Source organism: Alkalibacillus aidingensis (genome assembly GCF_014595945.1).
GTDB lineage: Bacteria > Bacillota > Bacilli > Bacillales > Alkalibacillaceae > Alkalibacillus > Alkalibacillus aidingensis.
Genome location: NZ_JABXWU010000007.1, coordinates 38,646 through 62,160 on the forward strand (window position 1 = coordinate 38,646; position 23,515 = coordinate 62,160).

A 23,515-nucleotide genomic window follows, 5' to 3' on the forward strand; every position below is an offset into this window, starting at 1 on the left:
TACAGCCTCCTTATGTATTTAAACTATTAGTTATTCCTGAATTCAAAACTTGTTAATAGATTAGAGTCCTAGGTTTGTGATTGGAAGCTTGAATCGCATTCCAATCGACCAATGTGCTAGTGCAACTCCCCGGTAAAAAATTGCAATCAACATAAAAGTTATGCCTATCAACATAAAGGTGATTTCTATCAACAAAATCGGGGATTCTATCAACAATTTAAGTGTTCTAATTAACAGCATTGGGGATCCCATCAACAAAATTACAACTTTAATCAACAAACAACCTTAGCAATACTTCGCGCGTTCACCACCGATTAGTTTCGGACGCGTATAGGCGTAAGTGACATGGGCGTCGCCTAGGGTTTTTTGGGTAAACCTTAATGGAACTGCGACGTGTTTTAAGTGCATACCAATTAAGGTATCTCCAATATCCATGCCGTAATCTGCTTGGATGTGTTCAACTAAAACAGGGTCTTCCATATGTTCATATGCATAAGCCGCCATCGAACCTCCTGCACTTGGATGTGGAACAGCATTAACTACATCGAGACCTTTCGCTTCTTGTAAAGAGCGCTCCATCACGATGGCACGGTTTAAATGCTCGCAGCATTGATAGACGATGTGTACCCCTGTTGCATTTTGAAACGCTTTCAATTCATCAAAAATGACCTGTGCAATCTCTGTGCTTCCGGAAGTACCAATGCGTTCACCGGCAATTTCACTAGTCGAACAGCCAAGAACGAATACGCCTCCTTGCCGAAGAATACCAGCTTGGTCCCACTCTTTTATTATAGCATGTAAATCATTTTGAATCGCTTTAATTTCCACGATCAGCCCTCCTTTATACAGGAGATCATCTTACTCCTTTATTTTAACAAAAAGACATATAAAAAAACTACCTTACTTTACTAAAGTTAAGGTAGTTTTTGCTGATTACATTACTTTTCTTCGTAGGCGGTAATTTTACCAACACGATTTTCGTGGCGTCCACCTTCATATTCTTCTTCTAAAAAGCTTTTTACAATTTCACGAGCAAGACCAGGGCCGATCACACGCTCACCCATAGCGATCATGTTCGCATTATTATGTTGTCTTGTTGCTTTAGCACTGAAAACATCGTGTACTAAAGCACAGCGAATGCCTTTGACTTTATTAGCTGCAATCGACATGCCGATTCCTGTTCCGCAGATTAAGATCCCTACATCAAATTCGCCTTTAGCGACGCGTTCAGCCGCCGGAATACTGTAGTCAGGATAATCAACAGAACCTTCGCAATGGCAGCCAAGGTCTTCAAATTCTATGTTCATCTCTTCTAATAATGAAGCGATCTCTTGCCGAATATTGATTCCACCGTGGTCTGAGGCTAAAATAACCTTCATAAATCTCCCTCCTGTTTTTCGAGCATTAGGTCAATGTACATTTCTATCTCTTTTAATGTCTGTTCATACGTCTCAACACTTAAACCGATTGGATCATGCACATCTAAGTCATCACGTGAGTCCAAGGCGTATTCTTTTAAGGTAAAAATTTTATCATCAATTCCCGGAAAATCAGCCTTCAGGGTTCTTTTATGTTGTTCGGTCATCGTTAAAATAAGATCTGACCAATTGAGTAACTCTCTGGTAACTGGCTGTGAACTATGGTTACAAGAAATTCCTTTACGATCTAAGGCTTGAATGGCATGATCATTGGCAGACTGACCGTAACCTGCAAAGATCCCAGCTGACTGGACATCATACGTGGGTGCTTTGTGTTTTAAAATCGCTTCTGCCATCGGACTCCGACACGTATTTCCAGTACAGACAAATAATACACGCTGCAACTAGATTACCTCCTGCGTTTAGTCATCTATCACTTTAGCATATTTCACTATGTCTATTTTACTCGAAAAACGCTCGCTTGTCATTTGATTTACCAAGCCATTTGGATCCCTAAAGCTAACAATACTAAGCCTCCTAAAGCCTCTGAATATCTACCTAAAAATCTTTCACCGTGATGAGCTAATAACAGTCCAGCCCAACTTAAAAGCATACTAACTAGACCGAATAATAAAATGACAAAATAATAATTGATACCAAACATACCAATACTGATTCCAACCGAAAAGCTATCTAAGCTCACTGTAAACGCCAAAATAATTAAACTCATCATACCAATATAACGTTTGGTTTCTTTTTCAAAAAATGTCGCAAATATCATTTGAATACCAATCATGATCAGCATCCATCCACCAATGATTTGTGCAATAGATCCTAACTTCTCTGATAACATATGGCCTAGAGTGATGCCTAAAAGCGGCATGACCACGTGAAAAAAGCCGACCACAGACACAAAAAATAAGAGCATGCGTAATCGTTGGCGCATTAGTCCGACTGACATACTCACTGAAAATGCGTCCATACCAACTGCAATCGTAATTAATAATAGTGGTGCTAAGCTTTCGTAAAAAGAAATCACGCTTGTTCCTCCTAGGTTCGGACATGCTAGTTAACTTTATGCATGTCTTAGGGAAAATAGAAGGTAAGCGTGACCTCTGTTCTTGTCGGTTATTCAATAATTTTGCTCGCCGCCCGTTCTAAACGATTCATTAACGCTACGCCAATTCCTATTTTAGAAAATGATTCTGCTAAAACAATATCATAATTCAGCTGATCGATTTTGCGTAATTGATCATAAAGCCGGCTAGTCATTTCGTTTAATTGCGATCGTTCACCTAAGATGAGGTCCTTTTCAACTCCAAGCTGTTGGGCTCGTTCTTGACTGACCATAAACCCAACATGCTTTCCTTGTTGCTTAAGCTCATTAGCAACCTTGTTCATGTTTTCGGCTCCACCTTCAACAATCCAAATCGGCACGTCAGGTGCGTAGTGTTTATACTTCATCCCGGGTGAGCGAGGGGCATCATCATCTTTCAGTAAAGATGGAGCGACATCAACCGGACCAATAGTCGCTTCAATCTCTTCTTTCGTCACACCACCCGGCCTTAAAATCATCGGCCGATCTAGTGTACAATCAATCACGGTAGATTCTACACCAACGCCTGTTTGACCTCCGTCTAACACTCCATGAATCCGTCCCTTTAGATCATCCATTACGTGCTCACTTGACGTCGGGCTTGGCTTGCCTGAACGATTGGCACTTGGAGCAGCAACAGGAATAGCTGCTAATGTTAATAACGCAATCGCATGAGGGTGATCAGGAATTCTTATCCCAACCGTTTCCAAACCAGCTGTGACGTTGTCTGCAAACACGCCTTTAGACGGCAAAATGATCGTCAGTGGGCCTGGCCAAAATTCATTCATAAGTATCCAGGCGTGGCTAGGGATCTCCTTCACATATTCTTTGACCGTATCCACCTTTCCAACATGGACAATAAGTGGATTGTCAGCTGGTCTTCCTTTAGCTTCGAAAATCTTTTGAACAGCCGCTTCGTTTGTGGCATCAGCACCAAGTCCATAGACCGTTTCAGTTGGGAAAGCGACAGTCTTTCCTTGCTTTAGCCATTCTGCAGCTTCTTTTATCGATGGATGATTCATTAATGGTTCACTATTTGGAACTGACCATTGTTTAGTTTCATGTCGTTCAGCCATGTTCGTTCTCCTTTTAACCTAACTATGTGATTATTTCCATTATGAAAGGAAAACGAAAAATGTGCAATAAACGTCCTACTTAACCTGATCTGGGCTGTTTAATTTCTTCTCAAACCAATCACCTGAAATCTCAGCATCTACCGGTGGTTCTGCATTTGATTCCTGGAAGTGGTTCATCTCTAACAACACACGCTTAGATGAGTCATCGACATGAGTATATAACTTCTGATAACCATGTTTAAGGGCATGCTCAGAAATCCAGTCGAATACTAATATAATTAATGCAGGATTCGCCTGTTCTTTCATCAATAACCGTCTTAACCAAGCGCCACCTTCGACTGGGTAAAGGACGAAGAACCCGATCTTCTCACCTTCTAGTTCAATAAAATAACCATACTCATGCGCCCAGTCTTCTTCTGGTTTTTGGTTTCCAGGTTGTCCATCTTTAAAAAACTGTTCATATTCCAATTCAGACACTTCATTGATAGGAATCATATTTACCATCATCGATCCGCCTCCTAGTTATTTTCTCTATGAACCTATGAATCGATCTGGTAATTTATGAACGTTTCTATGAAAAATTAAATAATTTTTTTAACCATTCCCATAGAAAAAAGCTAACTTCCGAATCTTCCTTTTTATCGTTTACCTGTGGTAGATCTTGTTCTTGTTCATCCTCATCTTCGTGTTCTAAAACGGTCGCCCCACTAGAAAACTCAACGAAACAAAGTGGTGGAAATAAGACACACCACCAATTATCGCCTTCACCTTCACCTAGTGTGATGAGGATCGCCTCATAAGTCCCACCTGGATAAACAAAACGATCGTACACCTTATCAGGAAATTCTACGTCTCCGAACTCTACGGTAAAATCATCATCACCAGTCAAATTAGCAACCGTTTTCTCTATTTCTGGTAGATTCTCTTTAATCGTATCTCTAGCTGTTTCAATAGATGTTAGTTCCTCTACCCACTCAGTAATTTGTTCGTTCACTTCATTACGTACTTCTTCTTTTAGCTCCTGATCCTCTTCACTATTTGAATTAGCAAGGATTCTCAAACGGATCGCCTCATCAGGAATCACCTGGTAACCTGATTCATTCGTATCTGCTGTAACTTGACCTTTATTCTCAGCTACACTTTCTGTAAATAGAAATTGCAATGTCACCAATATGACTAAAACCGCAATCAAATAACGCATGCCCCTCAACCCTTTCTCTGTAATCTATTAATCTCATTCTCGACAGGTGAGAAAATAGATATACATGAATCTATTAAAAAGTGTTAGAATACTTTAAAAGATAGGAGTGAGGTTTAATGTTTACATACCGGATTGATGAAGGGTTAGCATTAAGGATTCTAGATGTTGGTGACAAAGAAGAGGTATTTAAACTGACCGATGAGGCACGGTCTTATTTAAGAGAATGGTTGCCTTGGGTTGATCGTGTTAAGGAAGTGTCAGATACTGAAGAATTTATTAAAATGACGAAAAAAGGCTTCGCGGAAAATCAAAGTCTTAATGCGGCGATTGTTTACCAGGGGGAAGTCGTTGGTGTCGCTGGCTATAACCTCCTCGATTGGACGAACCACATTGCCCATATTGGCTATTGGTTAGGTGAAGGACACCAAGGAAAAGGGATCATGACTAGAGTTGCTCGCGCTTTGACCGACTATGCCATTTTTAATCTTATGATGAACAAGGTTGAAATTCGTGCAGCTGAGGGGAATGTGAAAAGTCGTGCCGTGCCTGAACGGTTAGGCTATGTAGAAGAAGGGCGTATTCGCGCCGGTGAGTGTTTATATGGAGAATATGTTAATCACGTTGTTTATGGCGTGTTAGCAGAGGAGTGGAAGAATTAGCCCTATGTTGATACAGTCAGCGTTAACTCCGGTTTTTCTAGTTCACCTAGGGGGTGATTGAACCAATGATTACGATAGAGAAGGCGAATCCCCATCATGTCGAGGGAATTATTCGCGTTTGTTCAGAAAGCTATTGGGCGACATACAAAGAGACACACTCAGAAGCCTATATTCAAAGAGTGGTGAGTGAGTTTTATCATTATGAACGAGTACTTAGTGAAGTGGTGCACACTAGCCGTGACTGGGGTGGCTATTTTGTTGCTTTGGATCATGAACGAGTCGTTGGCGCAGGTGGAGGTGGAATCATTTCTGATCATGCTGGTGAAATTTTTGTCCTTTACCTTGACCCGAATCGACGATATGAAGGCATTGGCACGCTACTATTAAACACGATCACTGAACAACAAAAGAACTTCGGCGCGAGTGAACAGTGGGTGTCAGTCCAAAAAGGTAATATGAAAGGAATCCCGTTTTATGAGGCTAAGGGGTTTCAATTGCAGTATGAAAAACTAGGATACGGAAATGTCGAAGGTGAATCCTATCGATCATTAAGGTATTGGCGAAAAATTTGAATGGATTTGAATTAGCGCCATTACGTTGCGTCCAGAGCCATAGGTGAAGATTTTTTACTAAATAACTTCGGATCGGTATAAGAAAAATGAAGAGATTGTCAGTGGACAATCTCTTACCTTTTGAGTGCTTGTTGAATCTTCTAATGAATTGCCGTTAAGGAGTTTAGGAGATTCAGCAATAAGTTAAAGGGATTCATTAATTATTTTATCTATTCAGCAATTATTTTGGTGGATTCAATAATTATTAAGTGCGATTCCGTAATTAAGTTGACTGATTCATTAATTAATGTTTCGATTCAGCAATAATCCAGCCTATTCCATAATTAATTTCCTGATTCAGCAATTATTTCGTTTATTCCGTAATTATAAAGCCTGTTCCTCAATTAATCGACCTGATTCCGTCATTATTCCCACAGGACGATACGGTTTTTTCCGTTGATATCTTTGATGACTTGAATGCTAGCATTTGGGTCTTGTTGATGGATTAATCTTGGTACGGTTTCACCTTGATCATGACCGATTTCGAAAGCAACCAGTTCAGGTCTCGTCGGCAATTGTAAAACTTGTTCAGTAATTTGCTGATACGCCGCCAGCCCATCATCATCGGCAAACAAAGCTTGCTCAGGGTCGTGCATGACAGTGGATGATAACTGATCGCGCTTTGAATAAGGAATATACGGTGGGTTAGAAACAACCACATCAGGCTCTAGCCCTTTTTCAAGGATTGGTTTTAAAAAATCACCCTGGAAAAACTGAACATCCGCTTCTAACTCGGTGCTATTTTTCTTTGCGACAGCTAAAGCTTCTTCTGAAATGTCCGTTGCATAGACGGAAGCCTCAGGCCACGCCTGTTTTAATGTGACGGCGATAATCCCACTTCCAGTCCCTAGATCGACGAACGTTTCGGGATTGTCCAGCTTTTGTAACAAAGCTTCGATCAGTTCTTCGGTTTCAGGTCTTGGGATGAGCACGTGTTCATTAACCAGGAAATCGCGACTATAAAATTCCGTCACTCCTGTAAAATGTTCTAAAGGCTTTCCAGTTTTAGCATGTTCGCTTACCCATTCTACGAAGGTATCGTATTGATCTCGTGGGAGCTCATCACGCTGCATCGCTAAAAATTCACTGCGACTCACTCCCAGTATATGCATTAGCATCAGTTCAGCGACGCGCTCTTCACGTTGATATTCTTTTAAAAAAGAAGAAGCCCAAATTCGGGCTCCTCTTACAGTCATATCTTCCATATTACTCACCAAGCTCTTCTAACTTAGCCGTCTGTTCTTCGATGATCAATGCATCGACGATCTCTTCAATTTTACCTTCCATAATCTGATCAAGCTTATTAATCGTCAGGCCGATACGGTGATCAGTCACACGGTTTTGTGGGAAGTTATACGTACGAATACGCTCAGAACGATCTCCAGAACCAACTGCTGATTTACGGTTTTCATCGTATTCTGCTTGTGCTTCTTTCTGATACATTTCGTAAATACGAGCACGTAATACTTTCATCGCTTTGTCTTTATTTTTAAGCTGGGATTTTTCATCCTGACATGATACAACGACTCCAGTTGGTTCGTGGGTTAGACGAACAGCTGACATTGTCGTATTAACACTTTGCCCACCCGGCCCTGATGAAGCGAAGGTATCGACGCGAATATCCTTTTCGTGAATCTCAACCTCCACCTCTTCAGCTTCTGGTAAAACAGCAACCGTTGCTGTTGAAGTGTGGATTCGTCCACCAGATTCCGTTTCAGGAACACGTTGAACACGGTGTGCCCCATTTTCATATTTTAAACGGGAATAAGCACCATTACCTGTGATCATAAAGACAATTTCTTTATATCCACCTACATCTGCCTCATGTGCTTCAATGACTTCTGTACGCCAACCGTTCGTTTCAGCATAACGTGAGTACATGCGATAGAGGTCACCTGCAAAGAGGGCTGCTTCATCTCCACCGGCAGCTCCGCGGATTTCCATAATAACGTTCTTATCATCATTAGGGTCTTTTGGAATTAGAAGAACTTTCATCTCTTGTTCTAGAGGCTCTACCTGGGGCTCTAGTTCGTTTAGTTCTTCACGAGCCATTTCAATTACATCTTCATCTGTTTCTTCTTCAATCATCGTCTTTGCATCTTTAATTTGCTCTGTAATCTCTTTATAGCGGCGATATTTCTCAACAACCTCTTGAAGGTCAGATTGTTCTTTAGAGTATTCGCGTAATTTATTGGAATCATTAATCACTTCAGGATCCATTAAAAGGTCAGTTAACTGATTGTAGCGATCCTCAAGATTCTGTAACTTATCGAACATCGACGTCCACCTCTTACTATTTCTGTTTATTAGTCCACATTATATCATATCATACATTAGATAAAAATTTCTTGGTGATGAGTAAAAAGATTTCTATAGATATTAGGAGAAGTAACCCAAACCATAGTTTGCCACTATTTGGTGGATGGCATTCATTTCGAAGTGGTTGGTTTTGGGTGCTCACGGTCGGATAACCCACTCAGCTACCAGATGATATCCATTCTATGAAAAAACTCGACCTAGCCAATAGGTCGAGTTTTGGGACATATCATTATTTTTGAAATGTATTGCTTGTGACGGTGTCGCGTTGTCTTGGATGATTGGGAACTTCATGGTGATGGCGACAACGTGGTTCATAGGATTCTGATGCACCGACAAGAATGACGGGATCATCATATGATGCTGGTTTACCATCGATTAAGCGTTGTGTGCGACTTGCTGGTGAACCACAAATTGGGCAAATCGCGTTTAGTTTCGTTACATTTTCACCGTATGCCATCAGTTTTGGCATTGGGCCAAATGGCTCGCCACGAAAATCAAGGTCTAATCCAGCGGCAATCACTCGGATACCTTGGTCTGCAAGGTTTTGAGCTATATCGACAATTTTTTCATCAAAGAATTGTGCTTCATCTATACCAACAATATCTGTATCTTCATCGACGCTAGATAGAATCTCGTCCACCTTATTGATAGGTCTTGCAATAATTGAATTGCCATTATGTGAGACGATCGATTCTTCGTCATAACGGTTATCAATTGCGGGTTTAAATACTCGTACATTTAAGTTGCCGTATGTAGCACGACGAACACGACGGATCAACTCTTCTGATTTACCGGAGAACATACTGCCACAAATCACTTCGATCCAGCCACTTTGCTTCATAACATACATCATGATTAGCACCTCTATTTAACATCTTTTAACATTTTTCGCAGGAAAAAAATAAAGAAAACTCGTCATTTGACGAGCCCTATAGCAAGGTCAGGGTTAATATGAGCCGATCGGCTTACCTCTGAATATAAAAAAACTGACCGCAACTCGCTAAAGCACCTATTTTAGAAGATATCTGATTATATAATCTAATGATGGTGTTTAGCTGAAGTGTTCGGTCAGCTCCTTGTCTTGAATTGTCCAGTTTATGACATATTGTATTTCTTCTTGAATCGATCCACACGTCCGCCAACTTTGTCAGCTTTTTGCTTACCAGTGTAGAACGGATGTGAAGCTGAACTGATTTCAACACGAATTAGTGGGTACGTGTTACCGTCTTCCCATTCAATTGTTTCTTCAGATTCTAAAGTTGAACCACTTAAGAATTTGAAATCAGAACTTGTATCTAAAAATACAACTTTACGATATTCTGGATGGATATCCTTTTTCATGCTTAACACTCCTCCTTGCCCTGAATCCTTTGGAAACAGAGTTTTTTCAAACCGCCTGCATGGACGGGAAATCACATTTATTTCATACAGAGTGATTATATCAACTTGAACTATTTTTTGCAAGAAGTTTTGTCGATTCTTAACCCTTACCTTTCATTTCATCATCCATAATCTTAAAGAATTCCTCATTAGATTTGGAATGACGTAAGCGACGTAGGAAGCGATCAAGGAAATCATGTTGATCTTGCATGGTCTTTCTAATCGCCCAAGTTTTATCAAGCTGTTCTTTCGGCATTAATAGTTCTTCTTTACGTGTACCTGAGCGACGAACATCAATCGCAGGGAAGATTCGGCGTTCGGCCATGCTACGATCTAAGTGTAGCTCCATATTACCTGTTCCTTTGAACTCTTCATAAATCACATCGTCCATTCGAGAGCCAGTATCAACAAGCGCTGTTGCGAGAACGGTTAGACTTCCACCCTCTTCAATATTACGCGCTGCACCAAAGAATCGTTTTGGACGATGGAAAGAAGCAGGATCAATACCACCTGATAGAGTTCGTCCACTTGGTGGAATAACTAAGTTATAAGCTCGCGCAAGACGGGTAATACTATCCATTAAAATAATGACATCTTGCTTATGTTCAACCAATCTCATAGCACGCTCAAGAACGAGCTCGGACACTTTAATATGATTTTCAGGTACTTCATCAAAAGTTGAGCTAACAACATCCACATCATCAGACACTGAACGTTCAATATCTGTTACTTCTTCCGGACGTTCATCAATTAATAAAATAATTAGTTTCGAATCCGGATGCTTTTCTGTAATACTATTGGCAATATCCTTTAAAATCATGGTCTTACCGGCTTTTGGTGGTGCAACGATTAAACCACGCTGACCAAAACCAACCGGAGCCATCATGTCCATAATTCTTGTTGAGAGGACATTTCGATTTGTTTCAAGTTCCATTTTACGATCAGGATATAACGCTGTTAAACCTGGGAAGTGGATTCGCTCTTTCGCACTCTCTGGGTCATCGCCATTCACGGCATCGACGTGCAATAAACCGAAATAGCGTTCATTTTCTTTTGGTGGTCTCGCCTTACCTGATACCAGGTCACCATTACGAAGATCAAAGCGACGGATTTGTGAAGCAGAGATATAAATATCCTCTGGACTTGGGGCGTAGTTGATTGGACGCAGAAAACCAAAGCCTTCTGATTGGATAATCTCCAACACACCATCCACAAACAACTTACCATCTTTCTCCGTCTGTGCTTTCAAAATGGCAAAAATAAGTTCTTTCTTGTTTAGTTTAGCATAATAAGAAACGCCTAAATCACGCGCTAAAGCATACAAATCTTTAAGCGTCTTCGTTTCTAATTCTGCGATCGTCATTGTTTTAGACACAAAAACACCACACCTTATATAATTTTCATTTTATGTTTGATTCGTTATGGAAGTAAGTATAGGGATTGTTCTCTAAAAATGTGAGAAGAGTCTTCAACTTGGGGTATAGCTTCTACATTGTACCTTGTTTCATTTACTTTAGCAAGATGAAAAATGTCGATGAGAATAACTTAAGGCTGAACGTTAACCTAAAAACGTCAGCCCTAGTTTGATTATTGCCAAATTTTTAATCTTTAATGACTAAATCAGGTTTTTTCTGTAGACTATGTGTGCCATCGATAAATCGAATGGTCCCAGACTTGGCGCGCATAACCACCGTTTCGGTTGTCGCTTTATCACCTTTAAACTGAACCCCCTTAAGGAGTTCGCCATCTGTAATACCTGTAGCAGCGAAAATGGCATCATCTCCACTACATAGGTCTTCCATAGTTAACACTTTATCTACATCTTTAATTCCCATCTTGTGGCATCGTTTAACTTCTTCATCATTGCGAGGTTTTAGGCGTCCTTGAATCTCACCACCTAAACATTTAAGGCCAATCGCGGATAACACACCCTCTGGTGCACCACCGATGCCCATAAGCATGTCCACACCCGTGTGATCAAAAGCAGCATTAATAGAAGCTGCTACATCACCGTCTGGAATTAATTTAATCCTTGCGCCAGCCTTTCGAATGTCTTCGATTAACTGATCATGACGTGGACGATTCAAAACAACGACTACAATGTCCTCAATATCCTTACCCTTAGCTTTGGCAATAGCCTTTAAGTTTTTTGAAACAGGGGCGTTGATATCTACTTTACCCACCGCTTCAGGTCCAACGGCAATCTTTTCCATGTACATATCTGGTGCATGAAGAAGATTCCGACGGTCAGCGATTCCGACGACACATAAAGCATTCCAAGTTCCTAATGCGACAATATTCGTACCTTCAACAGGGTCGACAGCAATATCCACTTCTGGACCTTGACCAAGACCTACTTCTTCTCCTATGTATAACATCGGAGCTTCGTCTTTTTCCCCTTCACCAATAACGACCGTGCCTTGCATAGGTACGGTATCAAAGACGGTTCTCATTGCTTCTGTCGCCGCACCATCTGCTTCTTCCTTCTCACCACGGCCCATCCACCGTGCAGAAGCAAGAGCAGCTGCTTCTGTGACACGGACGATTTCCATTGATAAACTTCTTTCCATGTGTTGTTTGCCTCCCCGTTTAATCCTCTATTCCTTTTTAGCACTTATGCATTTTGGAATAAGCGCTTATCCTCTTCGGTCATTGCTTCACGCCAGACATTAGCGCCTAAATTGACTAGTTTCTCGGTAATTTGGTCATAACCTCGCTCAATATGATTAAGCCCAACAATTTCCGTGATACCATCAGCTAGTAAACCTGCTACGACTAACGAAGCACCTGCACGTAAGTCACTAGCTTTCACCTTTGCACCTTCTAAAGGCGTTTTACCCGTAATAACTGCTGCACTTCCTTCAACTTTTATGGTCGCATTCATTCGACGTAATTCATCAACGTGTTTGAAACGCGCTTGATAGATCGTATCCGTTACAATACTCGTGCCATCAGCCTGTGTTAATAAAGCTGTAAAAGGTTGTTGTAGATCAGTAGGAAATCCTGGATAAACTAACGTTTTAATATCCACACTTGATAATGGACGGTTCCCTCTTACCGTTAGAGTGTCACTTCCTTCTTCGATTTCAACACCCATTTCACGAAGTTTAGCCGTTAAAGATTCTAAATGGGTCGGAATGACATTATCAATTAGCACTTCTTCACCTTTTGATGCAGCAATGATCGTATACGTTCCAGCTTCAATACGGTCAGGAATAATCGTATGTCTGCAACCTTGTAAGCTATCTACTCCTTCAATACGAATAACGTCCGTACCAGCGCCTTTGATATTGGCTCCCATACTATTTAGCAACGTTGCAACATCGATTATTTCAGGTTCCTTAGCAGCATTTTCAATGATTGTCTTTCCTTTTGCTTTTACAGCTGCAAGCATAATGTTGATTGTTGCGCCGACACTGACCACATCTAAATAAATCTTTGCGCCTCTTAACTCATCAGCACGTAGATAAATGGCGCCTTGTTCATTCGTGACTTCTGCACCTAACGCTTCAAAACCTTTAATATGCTGATCAATCGGTCTAGGTCCTAAATTACAACCACCCGGCAAGCCTATAACTGCCTTTTTGAAACGGCCAAGCATAGCACCCATAAAATAATAAGATGCTCTTAACTTTTTAACACGGCCATTAGGAAGTGGCATTGATACCATATTACTTGAGTCGATCGTCACTTCATCTTCAAATTGGGAGACATCCCCACCAATATCTTGAAGCAGCTCTTTTAATATTTGAATGTCGGAAATATTCGGAAGACCCTCAATCGTCACTTCGGATTCAGCTAAAATGGTAGCAGGTAGTAAGGCGACCGCACTGTTTTTTGCCCCACTAACTCGCACTTCTCCGTTTAATTGGTGGCCTCCTTCGATGAGTAATTTTTCCATATGAATACTCCTCTTATCACCATTTTATCTAATTAGACATGCTCAACGTTCATGTCAACTTATTAATATTATGCTCGGATTTTCAACAATCATGCTTTATTTGCTTGTTCCCAATCTTGTAAAAACTTTTCAATACCTTGATCTGTTAATGGGTGCTTTACAAGTTGCTGAATAACTTTAAATGGAATGGTTGCAATGTGTGCCCCATGTAACGCCGCTTCTGTAACGTGCATTGGATGACGTACACTTGCGGCAATAATTTCTGATTCGATTCCGTGGCGATCAAAAATCTCAGCAATTTCTGCAATTAAATTCATGCCATTTTGGCCAATATCATCTAAACGCCCTAAAAACGGTGATACATATGTAGCACCCGCACGAGCAGCTAAAAGAGCCTGATTAGCTGAAAATACAAGCGTTACATTAGTTTTAACACCTTGATCTGTTAGTGATTTACATGCTTTAAGACCTTCAAGAGTCATTGGTAATTTAATCGTGATATTCGGAGCGATCTTTACTAATTCCTCTGCTTCTTTTAACATACCTTCTGCATCTTCAGAAATTACTTCTGCACTGACAGAACCTTCTGTCACTTCTTGTGTGATCTCCTTTAGACGATCGTGAAAAGAAACGCCTTCTTTAGCGATTAAGGAAGGGTTAGTTGTCACACCAGAAAGTATTCCTAATGCATTAGCTTCTTTAATTTCATCGATGTTAGCCGTATCTATGAAAAACTTCATATGTCCATTCCCCTTTCTTTTCTAAGTCTTCCAACATACACGAAAAGGCCAATCCAAAATTATGGATCAGCCGTGTATTTGGGTTATGCTTTTTGTGAAGAACCGAATTCGCGCATTTTGCCAATAACGGTTTCTTTAATTTTTTCACGACCTGGGCCGATATATTTACGTGGATCATAAAGCTCTGGATTTTCGTCAAGTACACGACGAACTTCTTGAGCTTGCGCAATTTGGTTTTCTGTATTGACGTTGATTTTCGCTGTTCCTAGCGAAATAGCTTTTTGAATATCGTGAGTCGGAATTCCCGTACCACCATGTAGGACTAAAGGAACGCCTGTTAGCTTTTGAACTTCTTCCATGCGATCAAAGCCTAGGTTTGGTTCACCTTTATATGGACCGTGTACAGAACCTAACGCTGGAGCAAAGCAGTCAACATTTGTTTCTTCAACTAAACGCTCACATTCACTTGGAATCGCGTAAGCTGCTTCAGCATCCTCAACGATAATGTCATCCTCTTGTCCACCTACACGTCCTAACTCTGCTTCAACAGACACACCGTGTAAATGAGCTAATTCAACAACCTTTTGTGTAACGGCAATATTATCCTCTAAAGGCTCATGTGATGCATCGATCATAACAGAAGTGAATCCGGCATGAATTGCTTCAGCACATTTAGCAAAGCTTGAACCATGATCTAAATGAATCGCTACAGGCACAGTAGTTCCGTAAGCTTCCATTAAAGAATCAATCATAGCAACCGCTACGTTAAAACCTCCACAATATTTGGCAGCACCTTCAGAAACCCCAATAATTACTGGAGATTGTTCCTCTTCAGCAGCCTGTAAAATAGCTTGAGCATACTCCAAGTTATTTAAATTAAATTGACCAACAGCATACCCTTCATCTTTCGCTTTATTTAACATATCACGCATTGAAACTAATGGCACAATTGTTTCCTCCTTCAGTCTTTTACATGTAGCTTATGTAACTATTTAAATTTCATAATTATAGAATACCAACTGTGCCACCATTTCGCAACTAAACCCTAGGCTGAGCGGACATTAATTTTTTTGTAAAAGTTGTGACACGACCTTATTAACAGCCTCTAAGGAGAATGGTTTTTCTAAAATCCCTTCACACTCAGCTACACTATTTTTATTTACTTCGTCTTTAGATAATCCAGTCATCAAAATAACAGGAGTCTGGATATCTTGCTCTCTCAGTTTTAAGATGAAGTGATCCCCTCTTGTTCCTGGCAACAAATAATCAACAAAAATGAGATCGACGTTCATTTGTCCAATAGATTGTAAAGCCTCATCAGCTTTTGTAAAAGTATGAACGTCGAAACCTTCTTGTTTAAGTATTTCTGTCATTAATAAAGAGATGCTCGAATCATCATCAACTACTACTGCATTAAAACTTTCCATCCGATCACCTTTTCTATGAGTTCTTATTCCTACCATAGCGAAAGGTGAGAGGAAAATCAATGCAACTTTAATATCATTCTGAAATTTCTAACAAATTACAACTATTTTACACAATGTTCAACAAACTTTTTAAACAATGGTTGTGGCTTCGTTGGTCTAGACTTAAATTCTGGGTGAAATTGTGATGCGACAAACCATGGATGATCTTTAAGCTCGATAATCTCAGCAAGACGACCATCTGGGCTGGTTCCCGATAAGTGGAAGCCATTAGTCTCCATTTCTTCACGATATTCATTATTAAACTCATAACGGTGGCGATGACGCTCATAAACCACCTCATCCTGGTAAGAATCATAAGCTTTACTTCCTTCTTTTAGACGGCAGGCATAAACGCCTAGGCGTAATGTACCACCGAAGTCTTCAACATCCTTTTGTTCTGGTAGTAAGTCAATCACTGGATAAGGTGTGTTTGGATCAATTTCAGCTGAATGAGCTCCTTTAAGTCCTAACACATTACGAGCAAATTCTACTGTCGCTAATTGCATTCCTAAACAAATGCCTAAGAACGGAATCTTGTTTTCACGTGCGTATTTAATTGCTTCAAGCTTACCGTTAATAGCCCGATCACCAAATCCACCTGGAACTAAAATACCATCGACATCATTTAACGTTTCCTCAACATTGTCTGCATTTAACTCCTCTGAGCTAACCCACTTCACTTTGATATCAGAATCAAATGCAAAACCACTATGTTTCAGCGCTTCTACCACAGAAATGTAAGCATCTTGTAATGCCACATATTTACCAACTAACGCAATAGTTGTTGTTTTAGAAAGATTCTTGACTTTATTAATTAATTCATTCCACTCACTCATGTCTGCATCAGGGCATGTCAATCCAAAATGATCACAAGCAAGTTGGTCTAAACCTTGCTTTTGCATTTCTAAAGCCACTTCATAAAGAACCTCACTGTCATGGGCTTCAATAACCGCTTCCTCATTAATGTCACAGAATAAAGCAATCTTTTCTTTCATGGACTGGCTAATATCCATCTCAGTTCTTAAGACCACAACATCAGGCTGAATTCCTAAAGAACGTAATTCCTTAACAGAGTGTTGGGTCGGCTTGGTTTTTAGTTCTCCTGCTGCTTTCAAGTAAGGTACAAGTGTACAGTGAATATACATCACGTTATCTTTACCTACATCACTCTTTAGCTGACGGATCGCTTCAAGGAATGGTAAGCTTTCAATGTCACCAACTGTTCCACCGATTTCAGTAATGACCACATCGGCTTTTGTTTCTTTTCCTGCTTGATAAACTTTATCTTTTATTTCGTTGGTTATATGTGGGATCACTTGTACCGTTCCACCTAAGTAATCACCGCGACGCTCTTTACGAATAACAGATGAATAAACTTTACCTGTTGTAATATTGCTGTATTTGTTTAGATTAATATCAATAAAACGTTCATAATGGCCTAAATCAAGGTCTGTTTCTGCACCATCTTCAGTGACAAAGACCTCTCCGTGCTGATAAGGACTCATCGTGCCTGGGTCGACATTGATATAAGGGTCGAACTTTTGAATAGTTACGCTTAACCCACGGTTTTTCAGCAATCGCCCTAATGATGCGGCCGTGATTCCTTTTCCTAATGATGAAACTACTCCACCTGTTACAAAAATGTACTTTGTCATGATTGTCTGCCTCACTTTCAATTATGTTTATTATTTGATTAATTATATTGATTAATCATAAATATCCTATTGAAATATCCTTCACTTTTTACCATTCAATAAATTAGGGTAAACTACTCTTTAATCACCAAGACTAAACTTCAGCCGATCCTTCTTAAAAAGCCTTTAAAAAAACAAAAAAAGCCCCCGAATGAATTCGGGAGCTTTGGATTATATTTTTTAGAGAGCCCACATAGAATATTACGCCCATGTTTACGTAAAGTCAAGTTGATTTTATAAGTCTTCTTCGTCACCTTTATCGAGGTCTTTTTCCAAATCATCTACTTCATCTTCGAATAGTTCGTCATCCTCTGCTGCTTCCTCACCCAATTCTTCGATATCATCATCTTCTAAAATGATATCTTCATCAACTGGATCTTCCTCTTTTGCTTTAGCTTTCTTCTTCTTTTTCTTCGGTTTCTCTTCAGCTAAGAACGCATCTTCTTCTGTTTGGTCGACTGGATACCAATATTTTAGTCCCCACATGTTAGCACCAACAGACATAAACCGTCCATCAATATTCAAATCTGTATATAGCTGAGAAATGTATTGTTCCTTTTCTTCTTCAGAGAACCCTTTGGCCTCAGCAACGAATTTGAAAATATCTTGGAAGTTCGTCGCTTTGTTTTCATCCTTCATCATTTCATAAGCTATTTCAATCATAGACATTTCTTGAATTTCATCTTTAGTGTATTTTTCTAAGCTCACAACCAGCACTCCTTTACCCAGTTAACGAAACTTTTACTATTTTTATAGTTTACCGAATATCATCCATTATCGTCAACTCAAGCAATTTTTATATCTTTCCTATAAGAATGTTTAAAAACTTTTTATATTTGATTTTTACAAATCCACAGTGGAAGTTTAGCCTTCCTCTCGTTAATCTATGCAAAACCTTTTGCTTAATATACCCATGAATAGGGAACTCCACCTCAGTTCGTCTTGAGGTGGAGTTAGGAAGGAAAAATTTATTTAATTACATATTACGGCGATACTGTCCACCAACTTCATACAAGGCGTTGGTGATTTGTCCAAGGCTTGCGACTTTTACCGTTTCCATTAATTCAGCAAAAATGTTTCCACCAGACGCTGCCACTTCTTTTAATCGCTGCAAGGCTACTTCTGCTTCATCTTTGTTTCGGTTTTGGAAGTCACGTAAGTTTTTAATTTGTTGTTGTTTCTCTTCTTGTGATGCACGAGCAACCTCCATTGAATTAATCTCATCTTCTGATGGTGGGTTTGGATTTTGGTACGTATTCACCCCAACAATTGGTAATTCACCGGAGTGCTTCTTACCCTCATAGTATAAAGATTCTTCTTGAATCTTTCCTCGCTGGTATTGACGTTCCATCGCACCTAAAACGCCACCACGGTCATTAATCCGCTCAAATTCCTGGAGGACCGCTTCTTCCACTAAATCAGTAAGCTCTTCTAAAATGAAAGAGCCTTGTAGTGAATTCTCCGTTTTCGTTAAGCCGAATTCTTTATTAATAATCATCTGGATTGCCATCGCACGACGAACAGATTCTTCAGTTGGGGTCGTAATCGCTTCATCATAAGCATTCGTGTGTAGGGAGTTCGTATTATCTTGAATGGCGATTAGTGCTTGTAAAGTCGTTCTAATATCATTAAAGTCAACTTCTTGAGCGTGTAAAGAGCGACCTGATGTTTGAATATGATATTTCAACTTTTGACTTCGCTCATTTGCGCCATACTTATCACGCATAACGATTGACCAAATGCGACGAGCAACACGACCGATCACGGTATATTCAGGGTCTAAGCCGTTAGAGAAGAAGAAGGATAAGTTCGGTGCAAATTTATTAATATCCATTCCTCGACTTAAATAATACTCGACATAAGTGAAGCCGTTTGCCAGTGTAAAAGCTAATTGGCTAATCGGATTAGCTCCCGCTTCAGCAATGTGGTAACCAGAAATCGATACCGAATAATAGTTACGTACTTCATTTTCAATAAAGTAAGCTTGAATATCACCCATCATTCTTAAAGCGAATTCGGTTGAGAAGATACACGTGTTTTGGCCTTGGTCTTCTTTCAAAATATCCGCTTGCACCGTACCACGGACAACTGAAATGGTTTCGGTTTTGATTTGTTCACGCTCTTGTTCGTTAGGCTGGCGACCATTTTCTTCTTTAAATTTCTCAATCTGTTGATCGATCGCTGCATTAAAGAACATCGCAAGGATAATAGGCGCTGGTCCATTAATCGTCATCGATACGGACGTCAGTGGATGACATAAGTCGAAACCATCATACAGCTTCTTCATATCTTCTACCGTACAAATACTCACACCAGATTCGCCCACTTTACCGTAAATATCCGGACGCTCATCTGGGTCTTCACCATAAAGTGTCACGGAGTCAAACGCCGTACTTAAACGCTTCGCCTGTTCACCTTTAGATAAATAGTGGAAACGACGATTCGTTCGTTCCGGTGTACCTTCACCAGCAAACTGACGCGTTGGGTCTTCGCCTTTACGCTTAAACGGAAAAACACCTGCTGTATAAGGGAAGTAGCCTGGAACATTTTCTAACAACATCCAACGCAGGCGATCGCCCCAGTCTTGATATTTCGGTAAAGCAACTTTAGGGATCTTTAACCCGGCTAAACTTTCCGTATTTAACTCCACTTTAAATTCTTTACCACGCACTTGGTAGGACATTTCGTCTTTCGTATAAGATTCTTGAAGTTCATCATACTTCTCAAGCTTCTCAGCACTTTCAGAATCAAGTTGCTGTTCGTATTTTTCTACAAGCTCTTGAAGGGCTTCTACCTCATTCTGCTCAAGCTCGTCTTTAACTCCCTTTAACTTATATAATTTACTAGCAATTTCACTTTGCTTTTCTGCATGATCTTTATAGTTGTGCACTGTTTGAACAATATCTCTTAGGTACTGACGTCGTTCTGGTGGAATAATTAAATTTTGCTTCTCCACTACCTTAATCTTGGTGTCAAACGGAACTTCAACACCCCATTGGTAACGATCATTTAACGTCTCAAGTAACGAGGCGAATAGTGTGTTCGTTCCTGGGTCGTTAAATTGACTAGCTATCGTTCCAAAGACAGGGAAGGTTTCATGATCTTCATGAAAACGCATGTGACTACGTTCATATTGTTTACGAACTTGACGAAGTGCATCCTCTGAACCTTTTTGTTCAAATTTATTAATCACAATAAAATCAGCAAAATCAATCATATCGATTTTCTCAAGCTGAGATGGTGCGCCAAATTCAGCAGTCATCACATACATAGACAGGTCTGTGATTTCGGTAATTTCTGCATCACCTTGACCAATTCCACTTGTCTCGACAATAACAAAGTCAAAATCAGCGGCTTTAACGACATCAATCGCATCTAAAATAGCTTTAGATAATTCACTTTTCGAGTCACGTGTTGCTAATGAGCGCATATAAACTCGAGGGTTAAAAATCGCGTTCATACGAATTCTATCACCTAATAATGCTCCACCGGTTTTCTTCTTAGTTGGATCGACAGACAGAATTGCAATCTTTTTATCTGGAACTTCGTTGATAAATCGGCGAATTAGCTCATCTGTTAGTGAACTTTTACCTGCTCCACCTGTACCGGTAATTCCTAGTACAGGAATGTTTGAGCCGTCAACCTTAAGTAAGTCGGCTAACTTTTCGCTTGATACTTCTTTGTTTTCTACGTGCGAGATTAATCTAGCAATAGCTTGGTAATCTCCAGATTTAGCGGCCTTTGCATCCTTTTCCAATTCAAGAGGTGTTGGATGATCGCACTCTTCAAGCATGTTATTAATCATTCCTTGAAGCCCAACCTCACGACCATCTTCAGGTGAAAAGATTCTTGCTACACCATAATCATGAAGCTCCTTAATCTCCCGGGGAAGAATTACTCCTCCCCCTCCACCATAGACTCGAATATGGTTAGCACCTTTATCATTTAGCAAGTCAACCATGTATTTGAAATATTCAACATGGCCACCTTGATAAGAGGAAATCGCTATTCCTTGTGCGTCCTCTTGAATTGCGGCATTAACAACCTCTTCAACAGAACGATTGTGACCTAAGTGAATCACTTCAGCGCCACTCGCCTGCAAGATCCGTCTCATAATATTAATTGATGCATCATGACCATCAAAAAGACTCGAAGCTGTCACGAAGCGAACCGGATGCTTCACTTGATAAACTTCCTGCTGTTGCATGACTTAACGCCTCCCTTTTTCCTTTACTTGCATTTGATAGGCCAATTGGTTTTTAAGTAAATTAAACTGCTGCTTGGTATAGGATTCTAACGTAAATTCTTTTTGCAGAACCCACCTACGAACTCCCCACATTTGACCTTGGATAAAAATATTGTTAGCAATCAAGGTGATTTCCTGTTTGGTTAGTACATTCTGATTGCTATTTTCTAAAACCTTCTCAAAGAGACTTAACATCTCCTTCTCTTTATCTAAGACATACTCTTGCGCTTCTTTTGGTAATGCTTTTAGCTCTTGGTAAAGAATTAAGACTTCATCTTGCATGTCATCCATCAGCTGAAAATATGACTCTATTGCCTGATATAACGCACCTTCAGATGGTTTGTTCGTATCAATAACTGCTTCCATCCGTGCCTTTACTTCATCATAAATCGCATCACAAACGAGAAAGAGTACGTCTTCTTTTTTTCGGATATATTCATAGAGAGTGCCGATACTAAACCCAGCCGCTTTGGCAATTTCCCTGGTTGTCGCTCGGTGGAAGCCTTTTTGTTTAAAAAGCTTAACCGCACCTTTTTGTAGTTCGGCCCTTCGCTTTTGGATTAACGATTCATCTTTAATGGATGAAGCGATGTGTTTAACCATCAGAGCCATCCTTTCTTTGAATTAAATCTTTCCATTTTAATAACCACTCGTTAGCAAGCCGGTATGGATCGTCCGTTTGCTCCAGCTGTTGCTTCATGTGTTCGTTACTTTGTATGACCTGGTGAATATCCTTTAGTAATTGCTCTTGAATTAGTTCGTAAACCTCGTGCTCCAGCTGTGTTTCTCGCTTATGTTTTCCTGCTTGTGATTCGTCAAGATAGGTTTTGTGTTTGACAATCGCATCAAATAATTCATCGAATCCTGACGGTTGAGCCTCTGAGATCGTTTCGACGATTAACGGTTCAAATCCGTCATTACTAGCAATATGAATTAAGTCTTTCAACTGTCTTTTTAATTTCCTAACCCCTGGAAGGTCTGCTTTGTTTAAAATAAACAAATCGGCAATCTCCATGATTCCAGCTTTAAAGATTTGCAGAATATCACCAGAGTTTGGAGTCAAAACAACGGCTGTTGTATCAGCCACCTTCATAATATCTAGCTCTGACTGACCAACACCGACTGTTTCGATTAAGATATAATCAAACCCATAAGCATCACAAGCTCTAATAGCATCCTTTGTCGCTCTAGCTAAACCACCTAAACTACCACGTGTTGCCATGCTACGAATAAAGACGTGTTCATCCGTGAAATGTTTATGCATTCGAACACGATCGCCTAACAAAGCCCCACCACTAAAAGGACTTGTTGGATCAACTGCGATGATTGCAACCTTCTGATCATGTTCACGCAAGAGGGTGATTAAATGATCAACAAGCGAACTCTTTCCAGCTCCAGGAGATCCAGTGATTCCTATATAGTGAGCCCCTTGCTTACGAGCATTTAAATCACTTAATAGCTTTAGCTTCTCAGGATGATCATTTTCAATCATCGTAATTGCTCGAGCAAGCGCACGCTGATCTTGGTTTTCAATCCGACTTGCGAGTTGATCCATACTTTTCAGTCCTTTCTAAGAGTTTTTCGGCATATTTTCAAGAGTCCGCACGGAAATTAGTATTACGTTTCCGGCCTTTCGAGCGCTTCGTCCGACTGTCAGTGCTCTTCGTCCGACCGTGAGTTGCTTCCGTCCGACTGTCAGTGCTCTTCG

At 40.2% G+C, this 23,515-nt stretch carries 24 protein-coding genes; 2 read left to right on the plus strand and 22 right to left on the minus strand.

Annotated features, from left to right (window positions below):
- Positions 1-285: 285 nt before the first annotated feature.
- The 7 genes from HWQ49_RS10685 to spoIIR all read right to left on the minus strand — a co-directional run bounded on the left by HWQ49_RS10685 (position 286) and on the right by spoIIR (position 4,791).
- A complete protein-coding gene (locus HWQ49_RS10685) occupies positions 286-831 on the minus strand; it encodes a TIGR01440 family protein (protein ID WP_394810775.1) in 546 nt (181 codons plus the stop codon).
- Between the two features lie 107 nt (positions 832-938).
- The gene (rpiB, locus tag HWQ49_RS10690) at positions 939-1,379 is read right to left on the minus strand and encodes a ribose 5-phosphate isomerase B (RefSeq protein WP_188207613.1); all 441 of its coding nucleotides are present in this window, start codon (positions 1,377-1,379) and stop codon (positions 939-941) included.
- Positions 1,376-1,822: a low molecular weight protein arginine phosphatase gene (locus HWQ49_RS10695; protein WP_188207614.1), complete on the minus strand. Its 447-nt coding sequence runs from the start codon at positions 1,820-1,822 to the stop codon at positions 1,376-1,378. Before HWQ49_RS10695 ends, rpiB begins: the two co-directional genes overlap by 4 nt.
- A gap of 89 nt (positions 1,823-1,911) precedes the next feature.
- Positions 1,912-2,457: a manganese efflux pump MntP gene (locus tag HWQ49_RS10700; protein ID WP_188207615.1), complete on the minus strand. Its 546-nt coding sequence runs from the start codon at positions 2,455-2,457 to the stop codon at positions 1,912-1,914.
- Positions 2,458-2,546: 89 nt separating this feature from the next.
- Positions 2,547-3,590, minus strand: coding sequence for an L-threonylcarbamoyladenylate synthase (locus HWQ49_RS10705; RefSeq protein WP_188207616.1), 1,044 nt, complete (start codon positions 3,588-3,590; stop codon positions 2,547-2,549).
- 75 nt (positions 3,591-3,665) lie between these two features.
- Positions 3,666-4,097 carry a hypothetical protein gene (locus HWQ49_RS10710; RefSeq protein ID WP_188207617.1) on the minus strand — a complete coding sequence of 144 codons (432 nt, stop codon included), beginning with the start codon at positions 4,095-4,097 and terminating at the stop codon, positions 3,666-3,668.
- A 64-nt stretch (positions 4,098-4,161) separates the two neighbouring features.
- Positions 4,162-4,791, minus strand: coding sequence for a stage II sporulation protein R (spoIIR, locus tag HWQ49_RS10715; RefSeq protein WP_188207618.1), 630 nt, complete (start codon positions 4,789-4,791; stop codon positions 4,162-4,164).
- A gap of 116 nt (positions 4,792-4,907) precedes the next feature.
- Here spoIIR and HWQ49_RS10720 point away from each other — a divergent pair, with 116 nt between their 5' ends.
- Together HWQ49_RS10720 and HWQ49_RS10725 are read left to right on the plus strand one after the other, a co-directional pair.
- The gene (locus tag HWQ49_RS10720) at positions 4,908-5,450 is read left to right on the plus strand and encodes a GNAT family N-acetyltransferase (RefSeq protein WP_188207619.1); all 543 of its coding nucleotides are present in this window, start codon (positions 4,908-4,910) and stop codon (positions 5,448-5,450) included.
- A gap of 65 nt (positions 5,451-5,515) precedes the next feature.
- Complete coding sequence (locus HWQ49_RS10725) at positions 5,516-6,022, plus strand: GNAT family N-acetyltransferase (protein WP_188207620.1); 507 nt, start codon at positions 5,516-5,518, stop codon at positions 6,020-6,022.
- Positions 6,023-6,426: 404 nt separating this feature from the next.
- Here HWQ49_RS10725 and prmC read toward each other — a convergent pair whose 3' ends face one another.
- The 15 genes from prmC to meaB all read right to left on the minus strand — a co-directional run bounded on the left by prmC (position 6,427) and on the right by meaB (position 23,362).
- Positions 6,427-7,266 (minus strand): peptide chain release factor N(5)-glutamine methyltransferase, encoded by an 840-nt coding sequence (gene prmC, locus HWQ49_RS10730; protein ID WP_223155138.1) that lies wholly within the window; start codon positions 7,264-7,266, stop codon positions 6,427-6,429.
- Between the two features lies 1 nt (position 7,267).
- Positions 7,268-8,338 carry a peptide chain release factor 1 gene (gene prfA, locus HWQ49_RS10735; RefSeq protein ID WP_188207621.1) on the minus strand — a complete coding sequence of 357 codons (1,071 nt, stop codon included), beginning with the start codon at positions 8,336-8,338 and terminating at the stop codon, positions 7,268-7,270.
- 271 nt (positions 8,339-8,609) lie between these two features.
- Complete coding sequence (locus HWQ49_RS10740; RefSeq protein ID WP_188207673.1) at positions 8,610-9,230, minus strand: thymidine kinase; 621 nt, start codon at positions 9,228-9,230, stop codon at positions 8,610-8,612.
- 245 nt (positions 9,231-9,475) lie between these two features.
- Positions 9,476-9,721, minus strand: a complete 246-nt coding sequence (locus tag HWQ49_RS10745; protein WP_188207622.1) for a type B 50S ribosomal protein L31 — start codon at positions 9,719-9,721, stop codon at positions 9,476-9,478.
- A 139-nt stretch (positions 9,722-9,860) separates the two neighbouring features.
- Positions 9,861-11,123 (minus strand): transcription termination factor Rho, encoded by a 1,263-nt coding sequence (gene rho / locus HWQ49_RS10750; protein WP_188207674.1) that lies wholly within the window; start codon positions 11,121-11,123, stop codon positions 9,861-9,863.
- Between the two features lie 238 nt (positions 11,124-11,361).
- Positions 11,362-12,330 carry a class II fructose-bisphosphatase gene (glpX, locus tag HWQ49_RS10755; protein ID WP_188207623.1) on the minus strand — a complete coding sequence of 323 codons (969 nt, stop codon included), beginning with the start codon at positions 12,328-12,330 and terminating at the stop codon, positions 11,362-11,364.
- 44 nt (positions 12,331-12,374) lie between these two features.
- On the minus strand, positions 12,375-13,661 hold the full coding sequence (locus tag HWQ49_RS10760; RefSeq protein WP_188207624.1) for a UDP-N-acetylglucosamine 1-carboxyvinyltransferase: 1,287 nt from the start codon (positions 13,659-13,661) through the stop codon (positions 12,375-12,377).
- A gap of 89 nt (positions 13,662-13,750) precedes the next feature.
- Entirely contained in the window at positions 13,751-14,401 is a 651-nt protein-coding gene (gene fsa, locus HWQ49_RS10765; protein ID WP_188207625.1) for a fructose-6-phosphate aldolase, read from the minus strand.
- 83 nt (positions 14,402-14,484) lie between these two features.
- A complete protein-coding gene (fba, locus tag HWQ49_RS10770) occupies positions 14,485-15,348 on the minus strand; it encodes a class II fructose-1,6-bisphosphate aldolase (protein ID WP_188207626.1) in 864 nt (287 codons plus the stop codon).
- A 114-nt stretch (positions 15,349-15,462) separates the two neighbouring features.
- The gene (locus HWQ49_RS10775) at positions 15,463-15,828 is read right to left on the minus strand and encodes a response regulator (RefSeq protein ID WP_188207627.1); all 366 of its coding nucleotides are present in this window, start codon (positions 15,826-15,828) and stop codon (positions 15,463-15,465) included.
- Positions 15,829-15,929: 101 nt separating this feature from the next.
- Positions 15,930-17,522 (minus strand): CTP synthase, encoded by a 1,593-nt coding sequence (locus HWQ49_RS10780; RefSeq protein WP_188207628.1) that lies wholly within the window; start codon positions 17,520-17,522, stop codon positions 15,930-15,932.
- A gap of 273 nt (positions 17,523-17,795) precedes the next feature.
- Positions 17,796-18,269 carry a DNA-directed RNA polymerase subunit delta gene (gene rpoE / locus HWQ49_RS10785; RefSeq protein ID WP_188207629.1) on the minus strand — a complete coding sequence of 158 codons (474 nt, stop codon included), beginning with the start codon at positions 18,267-18,269 and terminating at the stop codon, positions 17,796-17,798.
- A 268-nt stretch (positions 18,270-18,537) separates the two neighbouring features.
- Complete coding sequence (icmF, locus tag HWQ49_RS10790) at positions 18,538-21,768, minus strand: fused isobutyryl-CoA mutase/GTPase IcmF (protein ID WP_188207630.1); 3,231 nt, start codon at positions 21,766-21,768, stop codon at positions 18,538-18,540.
- Between the two features lie 3 nt (positions 21,769-21,771).
- Positions 21,772-22,410 (minus strand): TetR/AcrR family transcriptional regulator, encoded by a 639-nt coding sequence (locus HWQ49_RS10795; protein ID WP_223155132.1) that lies wholly within the window; start codon positions 22,408-22,410, stop codon positions 21,772-21,774.
- Positions 22,403-23,362, minus strand: a complete 960-nt coding sequence (gene meaB / locus HWQ49_RS10800; RefSeq protein WP_188207632.1) for a methylmalonyl Co-A mutase-associated GTPase MeaB — start codon at positions 23,360-23,362, stop codon at positions 22,403-22,405. The genes HWQ49_RS10795 and meaB overlap by 8 nt, the downstream gene beginning before the upstream one ends.
- Positions 23,363-23,515: the final 153 nt, after the last annotated feature.